Below are 20,989 nucleotides of genomic sequence, written 5' to 3'. Positions count from 1 at the left end.
ATAATGACATCGTTCTTGTTTCAAGGATTTATCAGAGATATCCGCTACAGTCCCCTTTTACGTTCTAAATTGAAAATTTATAGTCTCAATTCATTTGATATTAATACCGCAAGCACCTGTGGAATTGTCGAGTTAGACAGCCCAGAGAATACCTTAGCATTCTCAAAATGGGTTTCTCCTAAAAGAACCCGCTCTTATCCTTTTGCCAGAATCTACAATACCTATTATCTTAATACTAAGAAAGTTGCCGTGATTCCGGTTATTAAAGATGAGGGTTTGGCTGGCGACAATGATCGAATAAATTTTATAACCTTTTCTTGGATGAGTTTACTTAATGTCTATATTATTTTAGCTTGGTATGAAGAAGCCGAAAAAGCGAAAGGAGATGCGCCTAAACTCACTAAACAAAAATTTAATGCTGATTATGTAAAAGAAAAAATTAAAGAAATAGCTAGCTATCAACTAAATTGATAACTGGTACAAATTAACATGAACAAAAGTCCCCTCAGATATCCTGGAGGCAAATCAAAGGCACTGACTCAGATTCTGCCTCAGATTCCCTTTGATATTCAAGAGTTTAGAGAACCTTTTGTCGGAGGTGGCTCAGTATTTTTAGGATTTCAATATAGCAGAATTTTATTTCCAACAACCTACTGGATAAATGATTTAAACTATGATTTATACTGCTTCTGGAAGGCAGCAAAAGAAAGAAATCAAGAACTGGTACAAGAAATAAAAAAATTTCGTGACACTTATTCAGAGGGGAGAGACTTATATAAAGTACTTACAAATAAAACTAATGCTTGTTCAGACTTTGAATTGGCTATTCGATTCTTCATTCTGAATCGAATTACTTTTTCAGGAACAGTAGATTCAGGGGGATATTCACAGAAAGCTTTTGAAGAAAGATTTACGGAATCTTCCTTAGAACGATTAAGCAATATAGCTCCATGTTTATCGTTAGTTAAGATTACCCATGGAGATTATGAAGAATTAATTATTAAAGAAGGAAAGGATGTTTTTATATTCCTAGACCCACCGTATTATCAAGCCACAAAATCAAAACTGTATGGTGTTAGAGGTGCTTTGCACACTTCATTTGATCATGAGAGATTTGCTAGTACTATGCGAAAATGCAATCATAAATGGTTAATAACCTATGATGATTCACCTGAAATCAGGCAACTATTTAGCTTTGCTAAAATAGTGGAATGGGAGTTACAGTATGGTATGAATAATTATAAAAAGAAGTATGCAGCTAAAGGTAAGGAGCTTTTTATAAAAAATTACTAGGCAATCTTACTGAATTCATGTCAAAGATGGTAAAAAATGCGATCACACTTTTGATTTGGGAGTTATCACACAGATTGAACCCGTTTGAATTGATATTCCAGGCTAGGAGTACGGATAATTTTTGCTCTAATTACTTCATTTAGAAAAATTCGGTTCCGTTGACACCATCCAAACGATAACATCGCTCCCATGTGGGGACAGGCATTGGGTAAGCCATTCACTTTACCCGTTCGGTCTTGCCACAGCACGTAATCTGTACCATAAAGGGATACTTTCAATGGCTTGTTAATTTCTAACATGGATTTGTGTGCCAATAGCCAAGGCGCACCAGCTAGCATAGACATCGGTGTTTGACTCCTGATTAATTGTGTTTTTTATGTCACCAGATGTGACGCAAGTTTTCTCACTAAGCGTCGTTGCCCATCCTGAATCAGCATGAGCAGCCCCTCCTACAGCAACTCGGTCGGCTCGAATGCTTTTCGTAAAATGAATTAGATGTGAAAAATTGTTCGTCTTTATTTCAAAAAATATGACGAATCGTTCGTGTTTGTCAAGACACAGACGAGTTGGGCTTTCTCTATGAACGCAAAAGCAGCAAAAATGACATCAATGCGCCGAAATCCTCAGCAGCAGCGCAGCCGAGAGCGGGTTGAGCGAATTTTGGCGGCGGCGGCGGAGGTGTTTGACGAAGTGGGTTACGAAGCGGCAACCATCAACGCGATCGCTACCCGTGCGGAAACGGCAATTGGCTCACTCTATCAGTTCTTCCCAGATAAGCTAGCGATTTTCCATGCCCTGGAAGAACGCCATATGCAGCAGGTGAATGCTATTCACGCCAAGTTACTTCCCCAAATACTCCAACAGCCACTCAAGGGAATGATTCAGCAGGTTGTGGAGACGTTTGCTGTCTATTTTGAGCAGCCGGGACCACGAGTTGTCTATATCCAGTACTTCGTTGCGCCGGAAATGTTTGTCTACTTTGGTGAGAGTTTTACCCAAGGACTCAACCAAAAATTAGCCAACGTGTTGCGGTTGCGTAACCCTGCCTTGAGTGTGTCCAAGAGTGAACTGCTTGCCGAGGTATTCAATCAGTGCTACAACAGCTTACTCCTAGCGGCATTACGCAGCGATCGCACACATCGAACGTTACTTTATCAAGAGATTCAAAATTTGTTGGTAGCCTACCTGCAACCTTATGTAGGGGACGAATTACTGCACGATAAGGCGCAAGATTCCACTGAGTCGTGCATTAAGAGCGATTCCCTTAGCCAAAAGCACCAACTTTCAGAGCGCCAACGCCTTGCCCTCACCTTTGCGATCAAGCAGGGAGGGTTGACCATTCAGGACTTTGAGAAGAGTTGCCCAGACCTTTCGCGGCGGACGCTACAGCGTGAACTGCGATCGCTTGTGCAGAAGGGTTTGTTGCTACCTGAAGGAAAGACAAATCGACTTTACTACCGCCTCAACCCACTGTGGAGCGAACTTCGGTAAACTTGCGACAACTAGCGACAGATACAGGAGTGCCAAATTTTAGGGAGTTGTTGCATACTGCTCCAATTTTCCGTCCCATGATAGTTGAAACATCAGACTCTATCTAACTGATTAGACTACTTAGGGTATCTGAATAGAATGGGGTTAGTTCATTGTCATTTTTAGAGTAATTGCTCTCTAAATCTTATCTCTCGATTCCAGTTGCTTCAGCCGCTTCTGAATATCCAACTCATCACTACTACAAATAGTTTCTAACGTCCCCACCCGTTCATTTAACTGCTTAACGTTACTCGTCAACTCCAAAGCATCTCTAGACTGCTGACTCGCAGAACGCCAAACAACAGCCGTACCCCCACTGGCTCCTAAAATCACTGCTAATGGCAAAATTACACCACTTTTCGTTATGGCTACCAACGGAATGCAAATCGCTAGCATTCCCGTGCCGAAGCCCCAAATAATCGCAGTAGTAGCAATTTTTGCCTTTGTTTCTTTAGATTTACTTCCCATAGTCTCTTCCCTAACCTCTTCACTAAGTATTTATTTTCGCAAACGTCTTGCCATTTCATAAGGTACTCCTTGAGATTAGTCTTCGAGTCAGTCAATCACACCGCCAAATCTTAATAGTTTCATCATTACTGCCACTGGCAAGTGTCTGACCATCAGGACTGAAAGTAACCGAGTTAACATCTTCTGAATGTTCAGTAAGAGTAGTAAGTAATTTTCCTGTAGATAAATTCCACAGTTTGATTGTTGTGTCTTTACTACCACTGGCAAGCATCTGACCATCAGGACTGAAAGTAACCGAGTTAACACCTTCTGAATGTTCAGTGAAAGTAGTAAGTAATTTTCCTGTAGATAGGTTCCACAGTTTGATTGTTGTGTCTTTACTACCACTGGCAAGCATCTGAGAATCAAGATCGATCGTAACGGAGAATACTGAATCTGAATGATCACAGAGAGTGTTGAGCAGTTCTCCTGTGGATAGATTCCACAATTTGATTGTTTTGTCCCCACTTCCACTAGCCAGTATCTGTCCATCTGGACTAATAGCAATTGATAGAACTGAACTTGAATGCCCAAAAAAGGTGTTAAGTAGTTTTCCCGTGGATAGATTCCACAATTTGATTGTTTTGTCCTCACCTCCACTAACTAATGTTTGCCCATCTGGACTGATAGCAACTGAACAAACCGAGCCGAAATGTCCTAAGAAAGCATAAAGCATTTCCATCTTGCTTAGATGCCACAGTAGAACCGTCTTCTGAGGGGTTTCCCTCGTTTGACGCCAACTACTAGCCCAGCCAGCACTGACAATTGTTTTTCCATTGGGACTAAAAGCAATGGAGTACACATCGCCTGAGTGTTGAGCAAGGGTATGGATCAACCCTCCTGTATTTAGATTCCAAATATTGATGTCATGGTCAGTAGCGCCACTGGCAAGTGTCTGACTATCAGGGCTAATAGCAACAGTACAAATGTCCCATTTATGTCCAGTGAGAGTATGTATACATCTCCAAGTCTGAGAGGGAAGCTTGACTTCAGACGTAGGAAAAACTGGGAGTGATTCAGCGCTTATCTGAGTTTGCTTAAGGTTCAACTCTTGAATAACTTTCTCTGCTGATTGGTAGCGCTGACTGATATCTGGTTGCAATAGTTTGTTTAGTACATCAATCAGTTCATCACTGATATCTCTGTTCTCTAGCTTTTCCCTGAGTTCCTTCTGCCAATCGACCCAACTATACAATAGCCTAGACGGATCGGCATAAGTTAACAAATGATAGCAGGTTGCACCCAAACCGTATAAATCGCTGGCAAAGTGGGGTTTACCTTCGTGTTGCTCTGGAGCAGTATATCCCTCACTACCGATTACTGTCCCAGTTTTGGCTAAGATAGCTTCAGTGGCAAGTTTAGCAATGCCAAAATCTACCAAGAATAATCTTTCATCAGTACTGTTGCGAATGATATTTTCAGGCTTAATGTCTCGGTGAATCACCTGATTGTCATGGACAAACTGCAATACAGGCAGCAAATCCTTAAGTAATTGCCAAATCTTGTCTTCACTGAAAGTGCCTTCCTCTTTGAGTTCCTGATTCAGACTAAATCCATCAATAAACTCCTGTACCAAATACAGGTAGTTATCCTGCGGACAAAGCGCCAGTAATTCGGGAATCTGGGGATGCTTACCTAATTTCTCCTGTAACTCTGCTTCTCGATGAAATAACTCTTTGGCTTTCGCCGCATCATCAAATCCTTTACCGTGAAATTGTTTAATCACGCAGTATGGTTTTGATGGCTTGTATTCATCTCTCGCCTTGAAGGTTCTGCCAAAGCCGCCTCGACCAATTGGATCTAAGGGACGGTAGCGATTATTGAGCAGTAGTCGAGACTGGCACCGTTGGCAATCTTCTGCATCATCTGGATTTTGAGGACTTAGGCAGTTGGGATTGAGGCAATAACTCATGAAGGGAGACATGCAGGGACTCTGTATCTATTTTGCCTTCTCCAACAGGAGGGCAAGTCAGGAAAAATAAAACCTACCTTTCCCCCATCCTCGCTGAATCCCGAATATCCTCCAGGGTAATTACACCCACAACCGTCCCATCATCAACCACTATCAACCTCTCAGCACTCGTACCCAGTAGCAGCGATAGTGCTTGACGTAGATTATCCTGGGGAGCGATCGCACATTCACGGGTAAGCTGGTTATCTTGAGACACCCTACTCATTGCCGTCTCAACCCGCAGCAAACTCAACTGACGCAGCATATCATCCCCACCCATCAACTCATGCACAAACGCATTAGCAGGTTGCGTCAGAATATTAAAAGGCGTATCGAACTGCACAATCTGACCCTTTTGCAGAATCATAATTTTATCCGCCAAACGCAGCGCTTCCTCAACATCGTGAGACACAAACAAAATCGTTTTCTTGAGTTGGCGTTGGAGACGTAAAATTTCATCCTGTAGCGTCTGGCGAGTAATCGCGTCAATGGCACCAAACGGCTCATCCATTAACATAACCTTGGGATCTCCCGCCAACGCACGCGCCACGCCAACCCGTTGCTGCTGTCCTCCCGATAGCTGTGCCGGATAACGATTGCGATAGAGTTCAGGAGGCAATTCCACCAGCGTTAGTAACTCATCAACACGAGCCTGGTATTCTGTGCGTGTCCACCCCAATAGCTTCGGCACCACGGCAATATTCTGAGCAACACTCATGTGGGGAAATAAGCCAGACTGCTGAATAACATAGCCAATTTGCTGGCGCAGCTTCGTCACTTTGATGTCCCGAATATCCTTACCGTCCAGATAAATTGTGCCAGAAGTCGGTTCGTACAACCGATTGACCATTTTCAGCAGCGTGGTTTTACCGCAACCGGACAGTCCCAAAATCACCACCAATTGACCGGCTTCAATTTCACAACTTACGCCATTTACAGCCGGATAGGATGCACCCCGAAATTTTAGGCTGACTTGTTCAAAGCAGATGGCACTCATGGGACATGGGGTCTTGTTTAAAAATAGCAGCTAGGGACTACCAGACAGCTAAAAAGGTTTCTAGGATTTTCAATAATGTTACCCCTTCCGAGAGCGCAGCCAGCTAGTAGATCGCCAAATCCCAATATACAAAGCTCCTGAAACTAAGGCTCCCAGGTTCCATTTTACAGAACTTTCCAGAAGACTTAAGCGTTGCTGTGTTCGAGTGGCTTGAGCTTGAGCCTTCATCCCAGCCTCACCTTGGGTAATGAATGAAGAAATCTGCTGTTTTACTTCTGTCAACTGCGCCGAGTCTCTAATCGTTGGAGTACGACCTTGGCTGTCGATACTGCTCAAAATCTGCTCCATTTCTTCTTTAGTCTGCGCTTGTTCCAATGCACCTTTCACCTGTTGAATTTGAGCTATCTGTTGCTCAATTTGGCTAGTAATTCGTTGGCTATTCTGTTGGTTGATTCGCAAGGTATCAATGATTCCTAAAGGAACTAGCAATAGAAATAGAATTCCCACTAATAACGATAACCAAGACAGAACCTTCAAGAGGGGAATTTCCCAGTTTGCACGGTAATTTCGCTCTCCATAGAACACCAATGCTAGCCCGATTAAGGGGACAGGTACTCGTTCAACTAATGCTCCCAGTGTTTGAAATTCCCAGACAGGATTCATAAATTGCGGCGGCACAAGTATCTCAATCACGTCAAATAATGCTAAGACTAACAGACCGTAGCCTAGCCAGTGAAAGATACCAATCGACCGTAACAGACTGATGCTAACTTTTTTTAGCTCTTGTACTGTTTCTGTTTGTTTGTCGTTATCTAATTCAGGCATAATTTTGACAATATTTTATTAATACATAAAGAGTGGGGAATGAAGAAGAATTCTTTTCTATCGGTTTGTTTGTCGTTGTTGCCAGAATTACCTTGAGCAAAACTAAGAAAACAGTACTCAAAATAATTGCTAGGAAAGGAATTCGCAGTTGTTTCCAGAGCATTATTGCCTTCAAAACTCCCTAGTATCGTGATCTTCAGGCTCCTCTTGTCGCAGTAGGAAAAGGTAGAATAGTCCGAAAATGAACACAGAAATCATACCAAAGATCAGGGAACCCTCTCCCTCATGCCAGTAGTCAAAGGCTTCCTTGTTGGAGAAGGCGATGAGCACCGCCATTAGGGAAACCCGCATGGCATTGACGATGAACCCTATGATTAGGGCGACAATTGGCACGAAGATTTGCTTGCGCCCCTGTATTGGGAACATCACCAGACAAATCACAGCAAGTCCCAGTAGATAAGTCATGGCTTCCACACCAGAACAGCCCCCGTATACTTTTACACTTCCGGTTGGCAGATTGATGTAGACATCCTGAAGCGATACTTGAAAGCCAGAATACCACAGGAGAAAGGCAGAAAATTTGGCGGTGACTGGCGATATATCCGTCAGGGATGATAGCACGACACTCGGTATGCCCAGAAAAAAGAGGATGGTTATTTCTTGCCAGTATTGCTTTAATCCTTTAAAACCTGAAGCCAGCAAACCGACACCGAGGGCGGAAAAAAAAGGAATAAACCGCAGGAAGGGAGCTTTAGCTTGAACCGTTTCATTGGTAAGCGCTAAACCACTGATGGTAGCACCTTGCCAAAGTATCAAAGCTATCAGCAATGCCCCTAAAAAGCTAGGGAGAACTCCACTTTCTAACTTTAAGCTGTGGCGTTTTCCCCAGAGTGAGGAGGCTACGGCTAGCCAAAATAGGACACTCATGCCTAGCTGGGCGGTATCTCCGGCTTTCCAGGTGAGAGTCATGTAGATGGCAACTAAGCCTGCGGCGATGGCGAGTAGCCAGTATTGGGAGTTTTTTAGGGGCGTGACTGCGGTAAGGTGGGTTGCTTTCATGTTGATGCAGGGGTAGAAACCTAACCTATTTTTAACTCAACCCCCTCTAGTGTGGCTAGATTGGACTTGGTAATCAGTTGTAGACCCTGCTGATAGAGCTGTTCTGTCCAGCCCTTGAGAGATTTAGCCTCGGTCACCAAACAGCTTGCCAATCAAGTCTTGAGTCAGAAAGGCTTTTTCAATAATCCCTCTTGCGTGAGAAATTCTTTCGCCACTTCCGCCGGTTCGCGTTTGTTGCCACTCACCTCGTAATTCAGCCGTTGCATTGTTTCAGTCGTCAATTTGGGAGCTAGTGAATTTAGTGCCTCCCGAATACCTGGATTATTTTCCAATACCTCTGCACGCACGACTGGAGCAACTTGATAGGGAGGAAAGATATTTTTATTATCTTCAAGTACAACTAAATTAAACGCGCTAATCTCGCCATCTGTACCAAAGGCAACTGCTACATCAGCTTGATCTTCATTCAATGCCTGATATCGCAAACCTGGATCGGCAGGAATGAAATTTTTGAGCTGAAAGTCACCATAGGCTTTTTTCAAACCGGGCAACCCATCCTCACGCGCCTCAAATTCTGGAGGTCCAATCAGGGTTAACTGACTGGCTTTATTTGCCATATCGGAAATTGTCTTAATAGCGTATTGTTCGGCACCGTCTTGAGTCATTACCAGTGCTTGAGCATTGTTCATCGGTGCGGGTTCCAGCCAAACGAGATTAAATTTCTCTTTGTAGGCATCAGCAACAGTTTGATACACTTGCTGCGGATCACTCTTTGCCGATTGCTTTAACACTGTTAATAAACCCGTTCCTGTATATTCGGGATATAAATCGATTTGACCGCTTTCTAAACCCGCCTGTGCTACGGGTGTGCCACCGAGGTTAAGCTTGCGTTCGACTTCAAAGCCCTGATCTTCTAGTACCAGAGCATACATTTCTCCTAAAATAAACTGCTCGGTAAAATCTTTCGAGCCGACTTTAATCGCTCCACCATTGCTGCTAGTATTGCAAGCGATCGCTATTAGCATGACGCAAACAGCCAGCAAGCTCAAAGTCACGAATCGGTGTATTCGGAGCATAAACCTGAAAAATCCTAGGTTTGGCTACAGTTTACCAACTTCCAGCAGGATTTTACTGTTCCTGCTATTTCCCAGCTAGTCTTCCGGATTTTAGGCTCAAATTCAATAAAAATGCCCATAGCTTAGACTCAAAAGAAAACTCTCTCTCTGAGCTATGCTTGAATGGCTCGTGTGAGATAACTAACTATCAGCCATATGCAATGGGTATTTTCGGGATCATTAAGTGTTGACAAAATAACGATAGCGATCGCTAATTTACCACCATCCCTGCGAGGCACAAAACTCGTACAACTTTCAGATTTGCATTACGATGGTTTCCGGCTATCGGACAAGATGCTGATAGAGGCAATTGAAGTTAGCAATCAGGCTGAACCGGATTTAGTCCTGCTGACAGGCGACTACATCACCGACAATCCAGAACCCATTCACCAACTCGTGCTGCGCTTAAAGAATCTAGAAAGCCGTGCGGGAGTTTACGCCGTACTAGGAAACCACGACTTTTTAGTACGTCACGCCCAATCCATCGTTACACAAGCCCTAACTAGCATTGGTATTCAGGTTTTATGGAATCAAATTGCCTATCCCCTCGGAGCAGGATTGCCCTTCGTGGGACTTGCTGATTTTTGGTCGCGAGAGTTCAATCCCGCCCCTGTCATGAACCAACTTGACCCCAAACTACCCCGTATCGTATTATCTCATAACCCTGATACTGCCGAATTCTTACAGCAATGGCGGGTCGATTTGCAACTATCGGGTCATACACACGGAGGGCAGGTGGTGATTCCAGGATTTGGACCTGCCGCTCTATTGCTGCCCATACTTAGGCGAAATCTCCCCAGATGCCTGCACCGCTACGTCCCTTTTTTAAGAGAATGTTCTACAGTCGTCAAGCATTGGGAATGGACACAGGGGATGCATCAGGTGGGTGCAAATCGGCTGTATGTCAATCGCGGTTTGGGAACCTATGCACCTGGACGGCTGTTTTGTCCTCCGGAGGTTACTGTAATTACTCTGGTTTAGGGGAGTAGGGAGTAGGAGATTGCACAATTTCGAGAATCCCAGACTATGCTGAACTCCTAACTCCTCAACTCCCGATATTAAAGAATAGGCGGACAATTGAAATCAACTAGATAACCGCCCGCTTCAATCACGAAGTCATCAAAGTCATCATCGCTACCTACTTCCACCTGTCCGCCATCTTCCCAGGAAAGGCGGGTGCCGGTGATGTTGCCGGTGCTACCGCCATCCAAGCTACCCATAAAGCGAGTAAAGTTTTGGGTGGAGAGGATGTTGCGTCTCGTTTGACCGGTGGGGCTAACAGATTCTAGGAAGAAAACATAGCGGTTGTTCGCTTTGAAGGTGAACTCACTGAAGCGGCTGGCTACAGTTCCGCCATTGACGGTGCCGACAAAATCGGATTGGGAACCCAGATCATTTTGACCGCGAGAGGAACCCTGAACCTGTCCTGTACCAAAGGCATCGTAGGCTTTGATTTCTCTAAAAAGAACAGTTTCTTCCCCTGTCGTTTCATTACGAACGCCTAAGGTGGCTAGGTAGGAACCGTGGGATTGCAGGAATTCAAATTCGACGATGGTATCCTCTGAAAACTGAATTGCCCGATTTTCAAACATATCCTGCGCTTGCACGGGTGCTGCCAAAGAACTAACCAATGCGGCTGCGATCTGCGCTTCGCAGCAGCGCTTCGCTATCGCTCCCATTAACCAGGATATACTAGCTAGGGTCTTACTGTTAAAATGTCTCATTTGTCAATAGCATCTCCTTTGATTGGGGAATGGGTTGGGAATACTAGCAATTACCAAGGAAGAAAAGCAGGATTTGACCGGGAACGTACAGCTTCGTCTAAGGTAAGTTTCAATGTTTGGGCTTCTGCCCTCAACTCTTCCAACTGCCGACAGGCGACAGGAACGGCGGCGGTTTCATTTCCTGGCTGTCGGGAATATCGACGAATAGTTGGGGAATTTTGTTCAAGTTGAGCGATCGCAGTATTACAGGCTTGGTACACTCGTTCTGACTCTTGGTTAAGCTGTTGCACCCGCTCAATTAAGGCTGAGTCTAAAGTGCCATCAGTTTCAAAGATTGGTGCGGTATTGTTCCAGATATTAGTTCCCGTAATATCTGAGTAACTGCGGTCAGCCCTAGCTGGAACTGCGGTGAGAATTCCGGCAACCATTGACAGACCTACCACCCAACTGAGAGATTTAATTCTATTCATTTGGTTTGCTTCTCCTCCTACTTAGAACCGAAGTGCTGTACCCGCACCGATCACAAATCGCGGATCATCGCCAGCCCCTGCTATGTCGCGCACGGCTGGGGTAATGACGAAGGGAATGTTCTTGAACGGAGCAATAGAAAGCCCCAATCCTAAATCTTGTCCCGTCCACTCGGCAATAAAACTGACAGGTCGAGCCACTCGGATGGCAACATTACCGAAAACATTAACATTATTGACCCCATCATCAACCGCACCGTTAGAACGGAACTGTCCGTCACCCACTCCGACTGTCACCGCCACGCGACTAAAAAAGTCGTTGAGAGAGTCTTGAGTGCGGAAAATTTTGGTAATTACGCCGTATTTAGACTGTTCAAAGTCGTTGCGACCAATATTTAAGAAGCCATTCCAACCAATAGCAGCCGATAAATCTTGCCCAAATCGGCGATGCAGCTTCGCATTAAAGCCACCTTCACCGAATTCATCATCGGTGGTTTCCAACGCATAGGATAACTCCAAGCCAGCCGCTTTATCCGCATTACCCACACCAATCCCAATACCGCCTGCACCGACGGAACCATCATCTTCTCGCACGCTGGCTTGATAATTGCCGTTGAGAAAGACCGTATTTTGGTCTGCACCATACCCGACTGGGATATAAATGCTCAAGGCTGGTGAAGCACCAGACTCTTCAAAGGGTTCGGGGATAGCAATGGGTACAATCGGTTGAGGACGCGGACAAGTTCGGGTTCTGCTACCTGCTTGAGCAAGTTGATAGATAGCTGAATCGCCTACGGAGTCTGGGTTTATAGCTCCTGACCTAGAACAGGTTGCATTGGTTTGAGGTTCTACCTCTGCAACGAGTTGATGGGTGTCGGACGCTGATTCAGAAATGGACTCCTCGGAGCGAAGGGCATCTGCTTGGGATACCCCTGCAATCTCCTCCATTTGCTGGGAATATACGTTTTCCCCGCTTTCTGGAGTATTTGAAGCTGGCAGGGTAGGCGGATTGATATCAGGGTTTGATACTTCCGCGAGAATAGCACCTTCTAACGCCTCAACTTGTGCTACAGCTTCTTGAGAGGATGAAGTCGGTTCTGTAGAGGTTGAAGGAAACTCTACTGTCGATGACTGTAGCCACGGCTGTTCTGGTGATTTTTCCAGTATGGCGAGCGATTCTAGTCCATTTGCAGTAGTATTAGGGGCTATAACACGACTGTTATAGGTCGGGTTGAATAAAACGGTATGTTCAGAACTCGGATTTTCAGTTGCTTGGGCTGTCAACCCTCCAGCCACTAAAGCAGTTACAGTAAAAACAGCAACGCTAGGGAAACGCATGTAATAGCCTCACACAACTCACACCACACTTCTCTATCCAGAAGGATGCTTCTGGGATAGAGATATTGTTTGTGTTCTAGTCACTGATACAGAGTTGTGCGAGTCTATCCGGATGGGTAGCTGAGGTACTGATTACTGTTGATTAACCGTACTCCCGACTCCCGATTCTTCAGTCAGTCAAGGCATCCATTCCAAAACAACTCCCACGCGACTATCCTTTTCTTCCCTAGAATTCTGTTTCTGAATATCCGTAGACAAGCGCAAATTCTGGGTAACAGCATAGCCGAAGGAAAGGGTTGTAATCCCCACTTCATCATTACTACCCGGAGATACAAAACTCTGTGTTAGCGAAACATCTGCTGCACCTGTGCGAGACAAAACTAACAGCAATCTCACTCCAACATTTACGCCATCCGTTGAGTAACCTTCCGTTTCCAGATACCGATAGCCCACTACAGGGGCAACATTAAAATAACTCCCTAAAGGACGCAGGTAATAACGCAAGTCTGCCCCAACCGTTTCCCGTTCTTCATTAAATGAGGCTTGATAATCTCCACTCACCGTTAAACCGGTGCGACCAATAAATATATCCTCTACTCCCACAATAAATCCTCCCGCTTGATCAGTAGAAGGAAACTGGGAGTAACCTAGCCGCAACCGTGTACGAAAACTAGGATCGTGACGAATATCTTCTAGGACATTCGGCACCTCTTGCAACCAACGCTGTAAAACTGGACTATCTTCAATAATTTCCGGACTTAATTCCAGCTCTAACTCTTCTGCTGCTGGGTTAGGTGTCATTTCGGGTTGAGTTTCAGTAACGTCACCCCAGGCAGGTGCAGCTATCAACAGTAAGGTAATTCCTAGCTGCAACCTATGCCATTGCCGCCTCATTCTCTTAATCCTTTGTATCACTTGGATTTTTTGTTCTGACGTTCACTCACACTCATCCATTACATAATCCGTTGCCACAAAAAAAGGGGGTTCCGCCAGATGCAGAACCGCCCTTCTTTGAAGATCTAAACCTTAGCGGAGACTAGATCTAAATTTAGCGGAGACCAACTTTATAAGACTACGTTAACGAACGACTGCCTGTTGGGAAGCTACTTCAATTGGCTTCATCAGGTACAGTTTCAGCAACTGCCAGCCAGTGGAGATATAGAAAGGCAGCTTTTGGAAAAATTGTAGGAATTTGGGAGTTTTGGACGATGCGATCGCACTTAACTTCTCATTATTCCTGACACAAAGTTCCAGACGCTCGTAGAACTCTGGATGTTCCACATCCAACATCACTGGAAAAACCCGTCCGGCTGTTTCGTTGGTTTTCAGGATAACATGCTTATCATACTCACGGGCATCCAAACCAATCGTCCTATAGAAACCAGACCGCTGGATGTCATTCAGATACATTGTCGCAAACACCGACAACAAGAAGAACCGGCTCCACAGCTTCGCCTTCCAATCATTTAGAATATGGGGCTGGGCTTTCATGATGGCATCGAAGAAGTCTCCATGCCGATTCTCATCCTGACACCAGTTTTCAAAGAAGCGGAAGATCGGATAGATTCGGTCTTCAGGATGGGCTTCTAGGTGACGGTAAATGGTGATATACCGCCAATAGCCAATCTTCTCGGACAGGTAGGTGGCGTAGAAGATGAACTTCGGTTTGAAAAAGGTGTATTTCTTATTCTTGGTGAGGAATCCCAAATCCAGCGCCAGATTGAAGTCTGACATCGCCTTATTCAGGAATCCCGCGTGCCGCGCCTCATCCCGAGACATCAAGAGGAAACACTCTGACAGCAAGGGGTTTTTGTTTTTGAGGCGGCGTCCTAATTCTTTATAGAGCAAGAACCCGGAGAATTCTGCCGTACAGGAACGCTCTAGGAATTCTACAAACAAGCGGCGGGTTTCACCGTCAATGTGATTCCAGGATTGCTCGAACTCCGCATCCCGGACGAAGTGGTGGCGATTGTAGTCAGTACGAAACTCTTCTAGGATCGCCAGCAACTCATCCTCGTTTGGCGAGATATCCATCGTCGCCATTTCATCGAAGTCAGTGGTGTAGAAGCGAGGCGTCAGGATAGTGTCCTGCGATGGGACTTTCACTCCCGGTCGCATCTCTTCAAAGACAGGTTTTTTAAGGGTATCTACCATGTCAAACGTTGTTCTTTAATCTTTTGCTTACGATTCTGGCTTGGCTGGTGCGGCAGAAAGCGGGTAACTGTACTGATTGACTTCACCCACATTCATCCTAGTCTGCATCATTGAGTCTACCAAGGTCTTGGTGAGTGCAAAATGCTATTCAAGTTAAGAGTTGCAAAGTTGCTTAATATTTCGTTACGTTTATTCGGCTACTAGGGCATCCTAGACGTGGCAGGCAACGTCTCTATGTTACGTTAATACGCTCTAATCAGCCGTAGCACCGAAGATAGCCTTTAACGGGAGCTGGCATCAGCAGATGGAGGAGCAAAAGGATTAGCCGGAGCTCCAACCCGAAATAGCACGGTGAAACTATTATCATTCACTAGCAAATTATTCCCAAATGCGTCAGTCCCATAGTCATAGTCCTGATTTTGCCAATTCAGCGAAAGGGTTGGACTATTGTAACCATCCCTTAGTTTCCACAGCAAACTTGCGCCATAGCGAGAGCGACTAGAGTTTTCATCGAGCGGCGCGAAATAAGCAGATAAGCGTAGATTATCGCTAGGGCGAATCGTTAAATCGGCTAGCAGTTGGTTTTCATAGGAATTGGGTAAGATATCGCCAAAGTAGTTGGTTAACCCTAAAGAAACGATTCCCCAGTTTAAACGAGCGCTTGCTGTTAGCTGGCTTGCAGGTGAAATACTGACAATATCGCCAATTTTAGTTTCCCGATCTAGGGCATAATTAAAACCAGTCGCCAAAATTAAATTCGCATCTTGACCTAAAGAAATTCTTTTAGAAACACTGCCCCATAATTGACTATAATAGTCTCTATCTGGGTTAAGATAACCAACGCCACCTGCCCGAAAATTCCAGCCGTTACTGGTGTTTCTGGTGTAATCCGCACCGAGATAGGCTTTAACTTCTTCAGAAGCAATTACGCCTGCATAGTAGCGAATGACATCCTGACTGCTGGTAAAATTCCCTGTGAAGCTGAGGTGAGGATAATAACGAGTTTCTTCACGATAAATATTCTCGCTGACGTAGTTAACGTCTTGGGCAAAAAAATCTAAATATATTTGTGCATAAAAATCTTGTAAATTAGCTGTAGAAAATAGGTCATTATTGACCGCAGAAAATAATTCGATATCGGTGTCTGCACCTCCTTCTGCACCAGCATTGGCGATAACTCTCGGTGTACTCCTTGCTTCATAAAATAGTTGACCCGCTTCAAAACTACGCTCGATGACTGGAGAAAGACCGAGCCAAAGACTATTATAATTAGCGGTCGAAATTTGGCTTAAATCAGTCATATCAGGAGTTAAACTGTCTGCGCGTCCAATCCCGGCTGAATAGATGGTAAAACTACTTGCAGGTAAGCGAGTATTATTAGCAGCCAGAAATAAGTTACGATTAATATTAGTGTTAGCTGGATTTGTACTGCCTTCTAAGTTGGGAATGACATCGGGTAAAAGTTGAGCGCCGAGTTGTAACGCTGTATTGCTCAGGCGGTTTTCGTCGTCTGCGAAGATAGTGATACCACGTATAGTACGCCCTAAAACGGCTTCTGTGTCGTTAGCTTTAACAACTTGTCTGACTTGCGAAAATGTTCCGGTGATTGTGTAATCAATTTCTTTGTCTCGGTCAATTTCCTTTTTTTCAACGTCGCTATCTCTTGGAAACGTACCGAGATTAGGGAAATATAAGTCTAAGCCAATTTCTTGACCATTCGCTCCCCGTTGAAATCCTGGAAGTTGTATAACGGCTAAGGATTCGGGCGTGACAACATCGCCAACTTGAGAGGTTTGAAAGACGCGAGTGGGAACGAAGAATTGGGGGTCAATACTATCTCGATCGATTACTAAACCGGGAGTATAGGTACATTGTTCACCACCCGAAGAATTGGGTAAAATACAAGCCCCAGTTAAACTCATTTGCAATTCTAACCCCGTCATCGTTTGGGGTTCGGTAGTCCGGGTGGTAACAGTTCTTTGGCGGGGAACAGTACGCAGTTGAACATAACTGCCCTTTTGGTCTACGGTATAAATATTGTTTCGGGTTAAGCTTTCGACAACTTGACTGTCTAGTTTGAGAATGCCATTAAAAGTAAGATCGCTTTCGGTGGTGTCAGTAAATGTCTTCCCGCCTGTAAATTCCCATTCGGTGAGGTGAGTAATTGGGGTGTCATTGAGGGGGAGAGTTGTTGTTGAAGGATTGATTCGTTCGTTCGGAGCAACTCGAGGTGGAATACTGTAGTTGGGGTCAGTTGTGGGGGCGGTTTCTTCTTCCTGAGATTGAGTAGAGGGTGCGGGTAAGCTATTTGTATCTTCCTCTAAAGATGGATTGGTAGGAGCAGATTCGGATGCTAAATTAGGCGAAGTTAATTCAAGATCGGCAGCATTGGTAGACCAGTTGAGTTTTTCTGGTAAGCTTGATTCTTCAGGAGTAATGGAACTGTTAGGGGGGGAGGGAGTCTGGTTACTAGGATCGGGAAGGGTATGAGAGCTAGTTTGCGCTAGGGCTGGAGTTGGATAAGCCATGGCAGAGACAGCTAAACCGACTACAAGAGTGCGATTGAGTACTGTTTTCAGACTCAGAAAAAAGGAAGTGTTTGGGTAGTGAAAGACCGTCATTTAAAGCAGGAAAATGAGGGTGGAATAAATGAGTCGTTATGGTGGAAAAACCCTGGCGTTATACTTCTTGGTAGCAAAGCACTCCTCGCTGAAAGTTTGGGTAGATGGTTTCAAGAGCGAGGTGTATTTAATGGGTGAAATTTGGAGTTGAGAATTAGAATAAAAGGAGAGGAAAGGGTGCGTTAACCAAAATTAACGCACCTTTAAAGTTAGGAATTGAGAAAGTCTGAAACTAGAGTAGGAAGTGATACGCTATCCTATGCAAGACTGAATGAGCTGGTAAAATCAGCTTCGGTAATTAGCGTCGCATCAGTTCTCAACAAAGTGGCTAAGGTTTCTCCAGCGATGCTAATCTTAGTAGAACTGCCACTTTGGTTAATCTCTAGCTGTCCGAAACTGAGACCACCGTCTAATTGGAGTAAGTCTATGCCATCTTCAAAGTCGTAGATGGTATCTGTACCCATTCCTGATGCTAGAACAAAGGTATCGATTCCGGCGTTACCATAGAGGCGATCGCTCCCTTCTCCGCCATTGATTAGGTCGTCGCCTGCACCACCGTAGAGGATGTCGTTACCCATATCGCCGAGAAGGATATCATTACCATTGTCACCGTAGAGGCGATCGCTCCCTTCTCCGCCATAAAGGGTGTCAATACCTTCTCCGCCATAAAGAATGTCGTTACCAGCATCGCCGTAGATGGTATCGTTACCATCATCACCGTAGAGGCGATCGCTGCCATTACCACCTAGGAGATAATCGTTATCATCGCCACCGTAGACGATATCGTTACCGTCACCACCTTGTATGGTATCGTTTCCGGCATAACCGTAAAGGCGATCGCTGCCTTCTAAACCATCAAATTGGTCTGCACTGGCAGTTGCGCGGAAAATATCGTTGTTCGGTGTAAGGTAGATAGTTTCGTCGATGTCATTGACACCAATGGTAAAGACTTCCTCGAAAGTACCGCCATTGCCATCATCAGTTTGGACACGGACGCTGTAGCTATCTTTGGTTTCAAAGTCAGGGGAAGCATTGATTTGCAGTTGGTCACCGTCAATGCTAAAGGCGCTGTTATTGGTATCTCCCGTCCCGGAAACTAAAGTGTAAGTAAAGGTGGTATCACCTGTGTCAGGATCAGTGCTGCTGAAAGTACCGACAGGACTACCCGCAGTGATGTTTTCATTGATGCTGTTGTTGCTGAGATTCAGAGCAGTTGGTGCGTCGTTGGTGTTGGCGATCGCTAAATCAAAACTATCGCTGACACTAGCACCAGATTTGTCTGTGGCAGTCACCTTAACACTGAGGTTACCCACATTCTCTTTAGCGGGAGTGCCAATGAAGGTGCCAGTAGCAGCGTTGAAGCTCAACCAAGTGGGCAGTGGGTCGCCATTTTCCAGGGTGGCTGTATAACTGAGGGTGTCTCCTGCATCTACGTCGTTGAAGGTATCGGCAGGAATGGTAAAGCTAAGGGGAGTATCTTCGGTGGCAACTTGGTTGGCGATCGCCGACGCAACAGTTGGGGCATCGTTGACGCCTGTAATCGTAACAGCAACATTGGCGCTGTTGTTACCGCCTTTATCATCGCTAATGCTGTAGCTAAAGTTGGTGGTAGCAGTCTGACCAGCAGCAAGGGATTGGAAGGCGTTACCGGGATTGTAGGTGAGGTCGTTGCCGTTTTGGGTGACGGTTCCAATTGTGCCTGTGGTGTTGATGCCAGTGATAGTTAAGGGGTCACTGTTGGGGTCAGAATCGTTGGCGAGGACGTTAACGGTAACTGCGGCATCTTCAGTGGTGGTGGCACTGTCGTTAATGGCGGTGGGGGGAGTATTTAGACCAGTGGTGTTCAACAGCACACTCACGTTTTTGCTGTTCAAGTTCGCCGTAGCTAAGTCCATCTTGCCATCGCCGTTGAAGTCCCCTACCGCTACGGAATAGGGAGACTCACCCACCTCGAAGGTGGATGCAGGATTAAAGCCGCCCGTGCCATTATTCAACAGCACACTCACGTTGTTGCTGAAAAAGCTCGCCGTAGCTAAGTCCATCTTGCCATCGCCGTTGAAGTCCCCTACCGCTACGGAATAGGGTTCACCTTCCACGCCGAAGGTGGAGGCAGGACTAAAGCCGCCCGTGCCATTATTCAACAGCACACTTACGCTGTTGTCGTCACGGTTCGCCGTAGCCAAGTCCATCTTGCCATCGCCGTTGAAGTCCCCTACCGCTACGGAATGAGGACGCGACCCCACGCCGAAGGTGGAGGCAGGATTAAAGCCCCCCGTGCCATTATTCAACAGCACACTCACGTTGTTGCTGAGAAAGTTCGCCGTGGCTAAGTCTATCTTGCCATCGCCGTTGAAGTCCCCTACCGCTACGAAACGGGGACGCGACACGCCAAAGGTGAAGACAAGATTAAAGCCCTCCGTGCCATTATTCAACAGCACACTCACGTTGTTGCCGAGATAGTTCGCCGTAGCTAAGTCCATCTTGCCATCGCCGTTGAAGTCCCCTACCGCTACGGAAGAGGGACCCTGGGCAAAGTCACCCAGCCCCACTCTGAAGGCGAAGGCAGGATTAAAGCCCCCCGTGCCATTATTCAACAGCACACTCACGCTGCTGTTGCCAGAGATCGCCGCGGCCAAGTCCATCTTGCCATCGCCGTTGAAGTCCCCTACCGCTACGGAAGAGGGACCCTGGACTAAGCCATCCGGCCCCACGTCGAAGTTGTTAGCACTGTCAAAGGTAACGTCGGCGAAAACGCCAGTATAAGTCTGTACTACTTCCGGTACAAAGGCGATTGCGGCAATCTCAACAGTGCCTTGTTGAAGCTGCCAACTGCCTCCTTTGCCAGCATTACCCACTCGTTGAGTTGAGGCGGCGATGTTGGCAGTAGTGAGTTGTTCTAGTCGTGCGATAAATTCCGCTCCCGCATCCCCAGCCGCGACGTTACAACCATAAAGTAGGAGATTAGCTACATCCCACTGTTGCAGTTGGCTCACGTAGCGGTTGAAAGTATCTAAACTCAGTTGCGTATTTCCCAAATACAAACAACCAGGCGCACCGTGGGAAACAATATGTACAGTGCTAACATCCTGACGCTGTTGTAAAACTTGGCTAATTTGCTCAATTCCATTCGCAGCCGCATCTAAGACAAATACTTCGGCTGTGGGAATAACTCCATTCACTAATTGCTGGTAATTATCAACGCCAGCATCAATAAAAACAACTGTAGTGGAGTGATTGAGGACTTTGGGGGTGGAATGTATGGTTTGGTTCATCTTCAAGATTGTCTGCTTGACTAATAATGAGGAGTGTGAATAAAAAATCCCCTTCCTGAGGCTCTCTGCTTTACTCCCCAGGGGGAGAGTCGATGAGAGCCTCAAGTAATTCCTCAAGTAATTTATGAGAGGGGAT

General features: G+C 45.6%; 17 protein-coding genes and 1 pseudogene. 4 read left to right on the top strand and 14 right to left on the bottom strand.

Annotated elements, in window-relative coordinates; all coding sequences use genetic code 11:
- Positions 1-3: 3 nt before the first annotated feature.
- Both IQ257_RS13385 and IQ257_RS13380 read left to right on the top strand, forming a co-directional pair.
- Positions 4-471, top strand: coding sequence for a hypothetical protein (locus IQ257_RS13385; protein WP_193876538.1), 468 nt, complete (start codon positions 4-6; stop codon positions 469-471).
- 12 nt (positions 472-483) lie between these two features.
- The gene (locus IQ257_RS13380; RefSeq protein ID WP_193876550.1) at positions 484-1,293 is read left to right on the top strand and encodes a DNA adenine methylase; all 810 of its coding nucleotides are present in this window, start codon (positions 484-486) and stop codon (positions 1,291-1,293) included.
- Positions 1,294-1,451: 158 nt separating this feature from the next.
- On the opposite strand, the pseudogene IQ257_RS13375 reads toward IQ257_RS13380, so the two are convergent.
- Positions 1,452-1,637 (bottom strand): annotated as a pseudogene (locus tag IQ257_RS13375) (Rieske 2Fe-2S domain-containing protein); the annotation flags it as partial.
- 235 nt (positions 1,638-1,872) lie between these two features.
- Between IQ257_RS13375 and IQ257_RS13370 the strand changes: the two are divergent.
- Entirely contained in the window at positions 1,873-2,784 is a 912-nt protein-coding gene (locus tag IQ257_RS13370; RefSeq protein WP_193876535.1) for a TetR family transcriptional regulator, read from the top strand.
- 177 nt (positions 2,785-2,961) lie between these two features.
- Here the strand turns inward: IQ257_RS13370 and IQ257_RS13365 are convergent, their stop codons facing one another.
- The 6 genes from IQ257_RS13365 to IQ257_RS13340 all read right to left on the bottom strand — a co-directional run bounded on the left by IQ257_RS13365 (position 2,962) and on the right by IQ257_RS13340 (position 9,238).
- The gene (locus tag IQ257_RS13365; RefSeq protein ID WP_193876533.1) at positions 2,962-3,291 is read right to left on the bottom strand and encodes a hypothetical protein; all 330 of its coding nucleotides are present in this window, start codon (positions 3,289-3,291) and stop codon (positions 2,962-2,964) included.
- A gap of 91 nt (positions 3,292-3,382) precedes the next feature.
- Positions 3,383-5,242: a serine/threonine-protein kinase gene (locus IQ257_RS13360; RefSeq protein WP_193876548.1), complete on the bottom strand. Its 1,860-nt coding sequence runs from the start codon at positions 5,240-5,242 to the stop codon at positions 3,383-3,385.
- A 73-nt stretch (positions 5,243-5,315) separates the two neighbouring features.
- A complete protein-coding gene (locus IQ257_RS13355) occupies positions 5,316-6,278 on the bottom strand; it encodes an ABC transporter ATP-binding protein (protein ID WP_193876531.1) in 963 nt (320 codons plus the stop codon).
- A gap of 78 nt (positions 6,279-6,356) precedes the next feature.
- Positions 6,357-7,103, bottom strand: a complete 747-nt coding sequence (locus tag IQ257_RS13350) for an HpsJ family protein (RefSeq protein WP_193876529.1) — start codon at positions 7,101-7,103, stop codon at positions 6,357-6,359.
- Between the two features lie 171 nt (positions 7,104-7,274).
- Positions 7,275-8,162 (bottom strand): cyanoexosortase A, encoded by an 888-nt coding sequence (crtA, locus tag IQ257_RS13345; protein WP_193876527.1) that lies wholly within the window; start codon positions 8,160-8,162, stop codon positions 7,275-7,277.
- Positions 8,163-8,326: 164 nt separating this feature from the next.
- Positions 8,327-9,238, bottom strand: a complete 912-nt coding sequence (locus IQ257_RS13340; RefSeq protein WP_193876525.1) for a glycine betaine ABC transporter substrate-binding protein — start codon at positions 9,236-9,238, stop codon at positions 8,327-8,329.
- Positions 9,239-9,433: 195 nt separating this feature from the next.
- Here IQ257_RS13340 and IQ257_RS13335 point away from each other — a divergent pair, with 195 nt between their 5' ends.
- Positions 9,434-10,258 (top strand): metallophosphoesterase, encoded by an 825-nt coding sequence (locus IQ257_RS13335; protein ID WP_193876523.1) that lies wholly within the window; start codon positions 9,434-9,436, stop codon positions 10,256-10,258.
- Positions 10,259-10,335: 77 nt separating this feature from the next.
- Here IQ257_RS13335 and IQ257_RS13330 read toward each other — a convergent pair whose 3' ends face one another.
- The 7 genes from IQ257_RS13330 to IQ257_RS13300 form a co-directional block, all read right to left on the bottom strand.
- Positions 10,336-11,001: a hypothetical protein gene (locus tag IQ257_RS13330; RefSeq protein ID WP_228060682.1), complete on the bottom strand. Its 666-nt coding sequence runs from the start codon at positions 10,999-11,001 to the stop codon at positions 10,336-10,338.
- 50 nt (positions 11,002-11,051) lie between these two features.
- The gene (locus IQ257_RS13325; RefSeq protein ID WP_193876521.1) at positions 11,052-11,471 is read right to left on the bottom strand and encodes a hypothetical protein; all 420 of its coding nucleotides are present in this window, start codon (positions 11,469-11,471) and stop codon (positions 11,052-11,054) included.
- A gap of 21 nt (positions 11,472-11,492) precedes the next feature.
- On the bottom strand, positions 11,493-12,806 hold the full coding sequence (locus IQ257_RS13320; RefSeq protein ID WP_193876519.1) for a hypothetical protein: 1,314 nt from the start codon (positions 12,804-12,806) through the stop codon (positions 11,493-11,495).
- A gap of 177 nt (positions 12,807-12,983) precedes the next feature.
- A complete protein-coding gene (locus IQ257_RS13315; RefSeq protein WP_193876517.1) occupies positions 12,984-13,700 on the bottom strand; it encodes a hypothetical protein in 717 nt (238 codons plus the stop codon).
- 183 nt (positions 13,701-13,883) lie between these two features.
- On the bottom strand, positions 13,884-14,960 hold the full coding sequence (gene acsF, locus IQ257_RS13310; protein ID WP_193876515.1) for a magnesium-protoporphyrin IX monomethyl ester (oxidative) cyclase: 1,077 nt from the start codon (positions 14,958-14,960) through the stop codon (positions 13,884-13,886).
- A 281-nt stretch (positions 14,961-15,241) separates the two neighbouring features.
- A complete protein-coding gene (locus IQ257_RS13305; protein ID WP_193876513.1) occupies positions 15,242-17,581 on the bottom strand; it encodes a hypothetical protein in 2,340 nt (779 codons plus the stop codon).
- A 257-nt stretch (positions 17,582-17,838) separates the two neighbouring features.
- Entirely contained in the window at positions 17,839-20,853 is a 3,015-nt protein-coding gene (locus IQ257_RS13300; protein ID WP_193933060.1) for an FG-GAP-like repeat-containing protein, read from the bottom strand.
- Positions 20,854-20,989: the final 136 nt, after the last annotated feature.

Source organism: Coleofasciculus sp. LEGE 07092, assembly GCF_015207375.1.
Lineage (GTDB): Bacteria > Cyanobacteriota > Cyanobacteriia > Cyanobacteriales > Coleofasciculaceae > LEGE-07092.
This window is presented reverse-complemented; position numbering and strand designations above follow the sequence as displayed.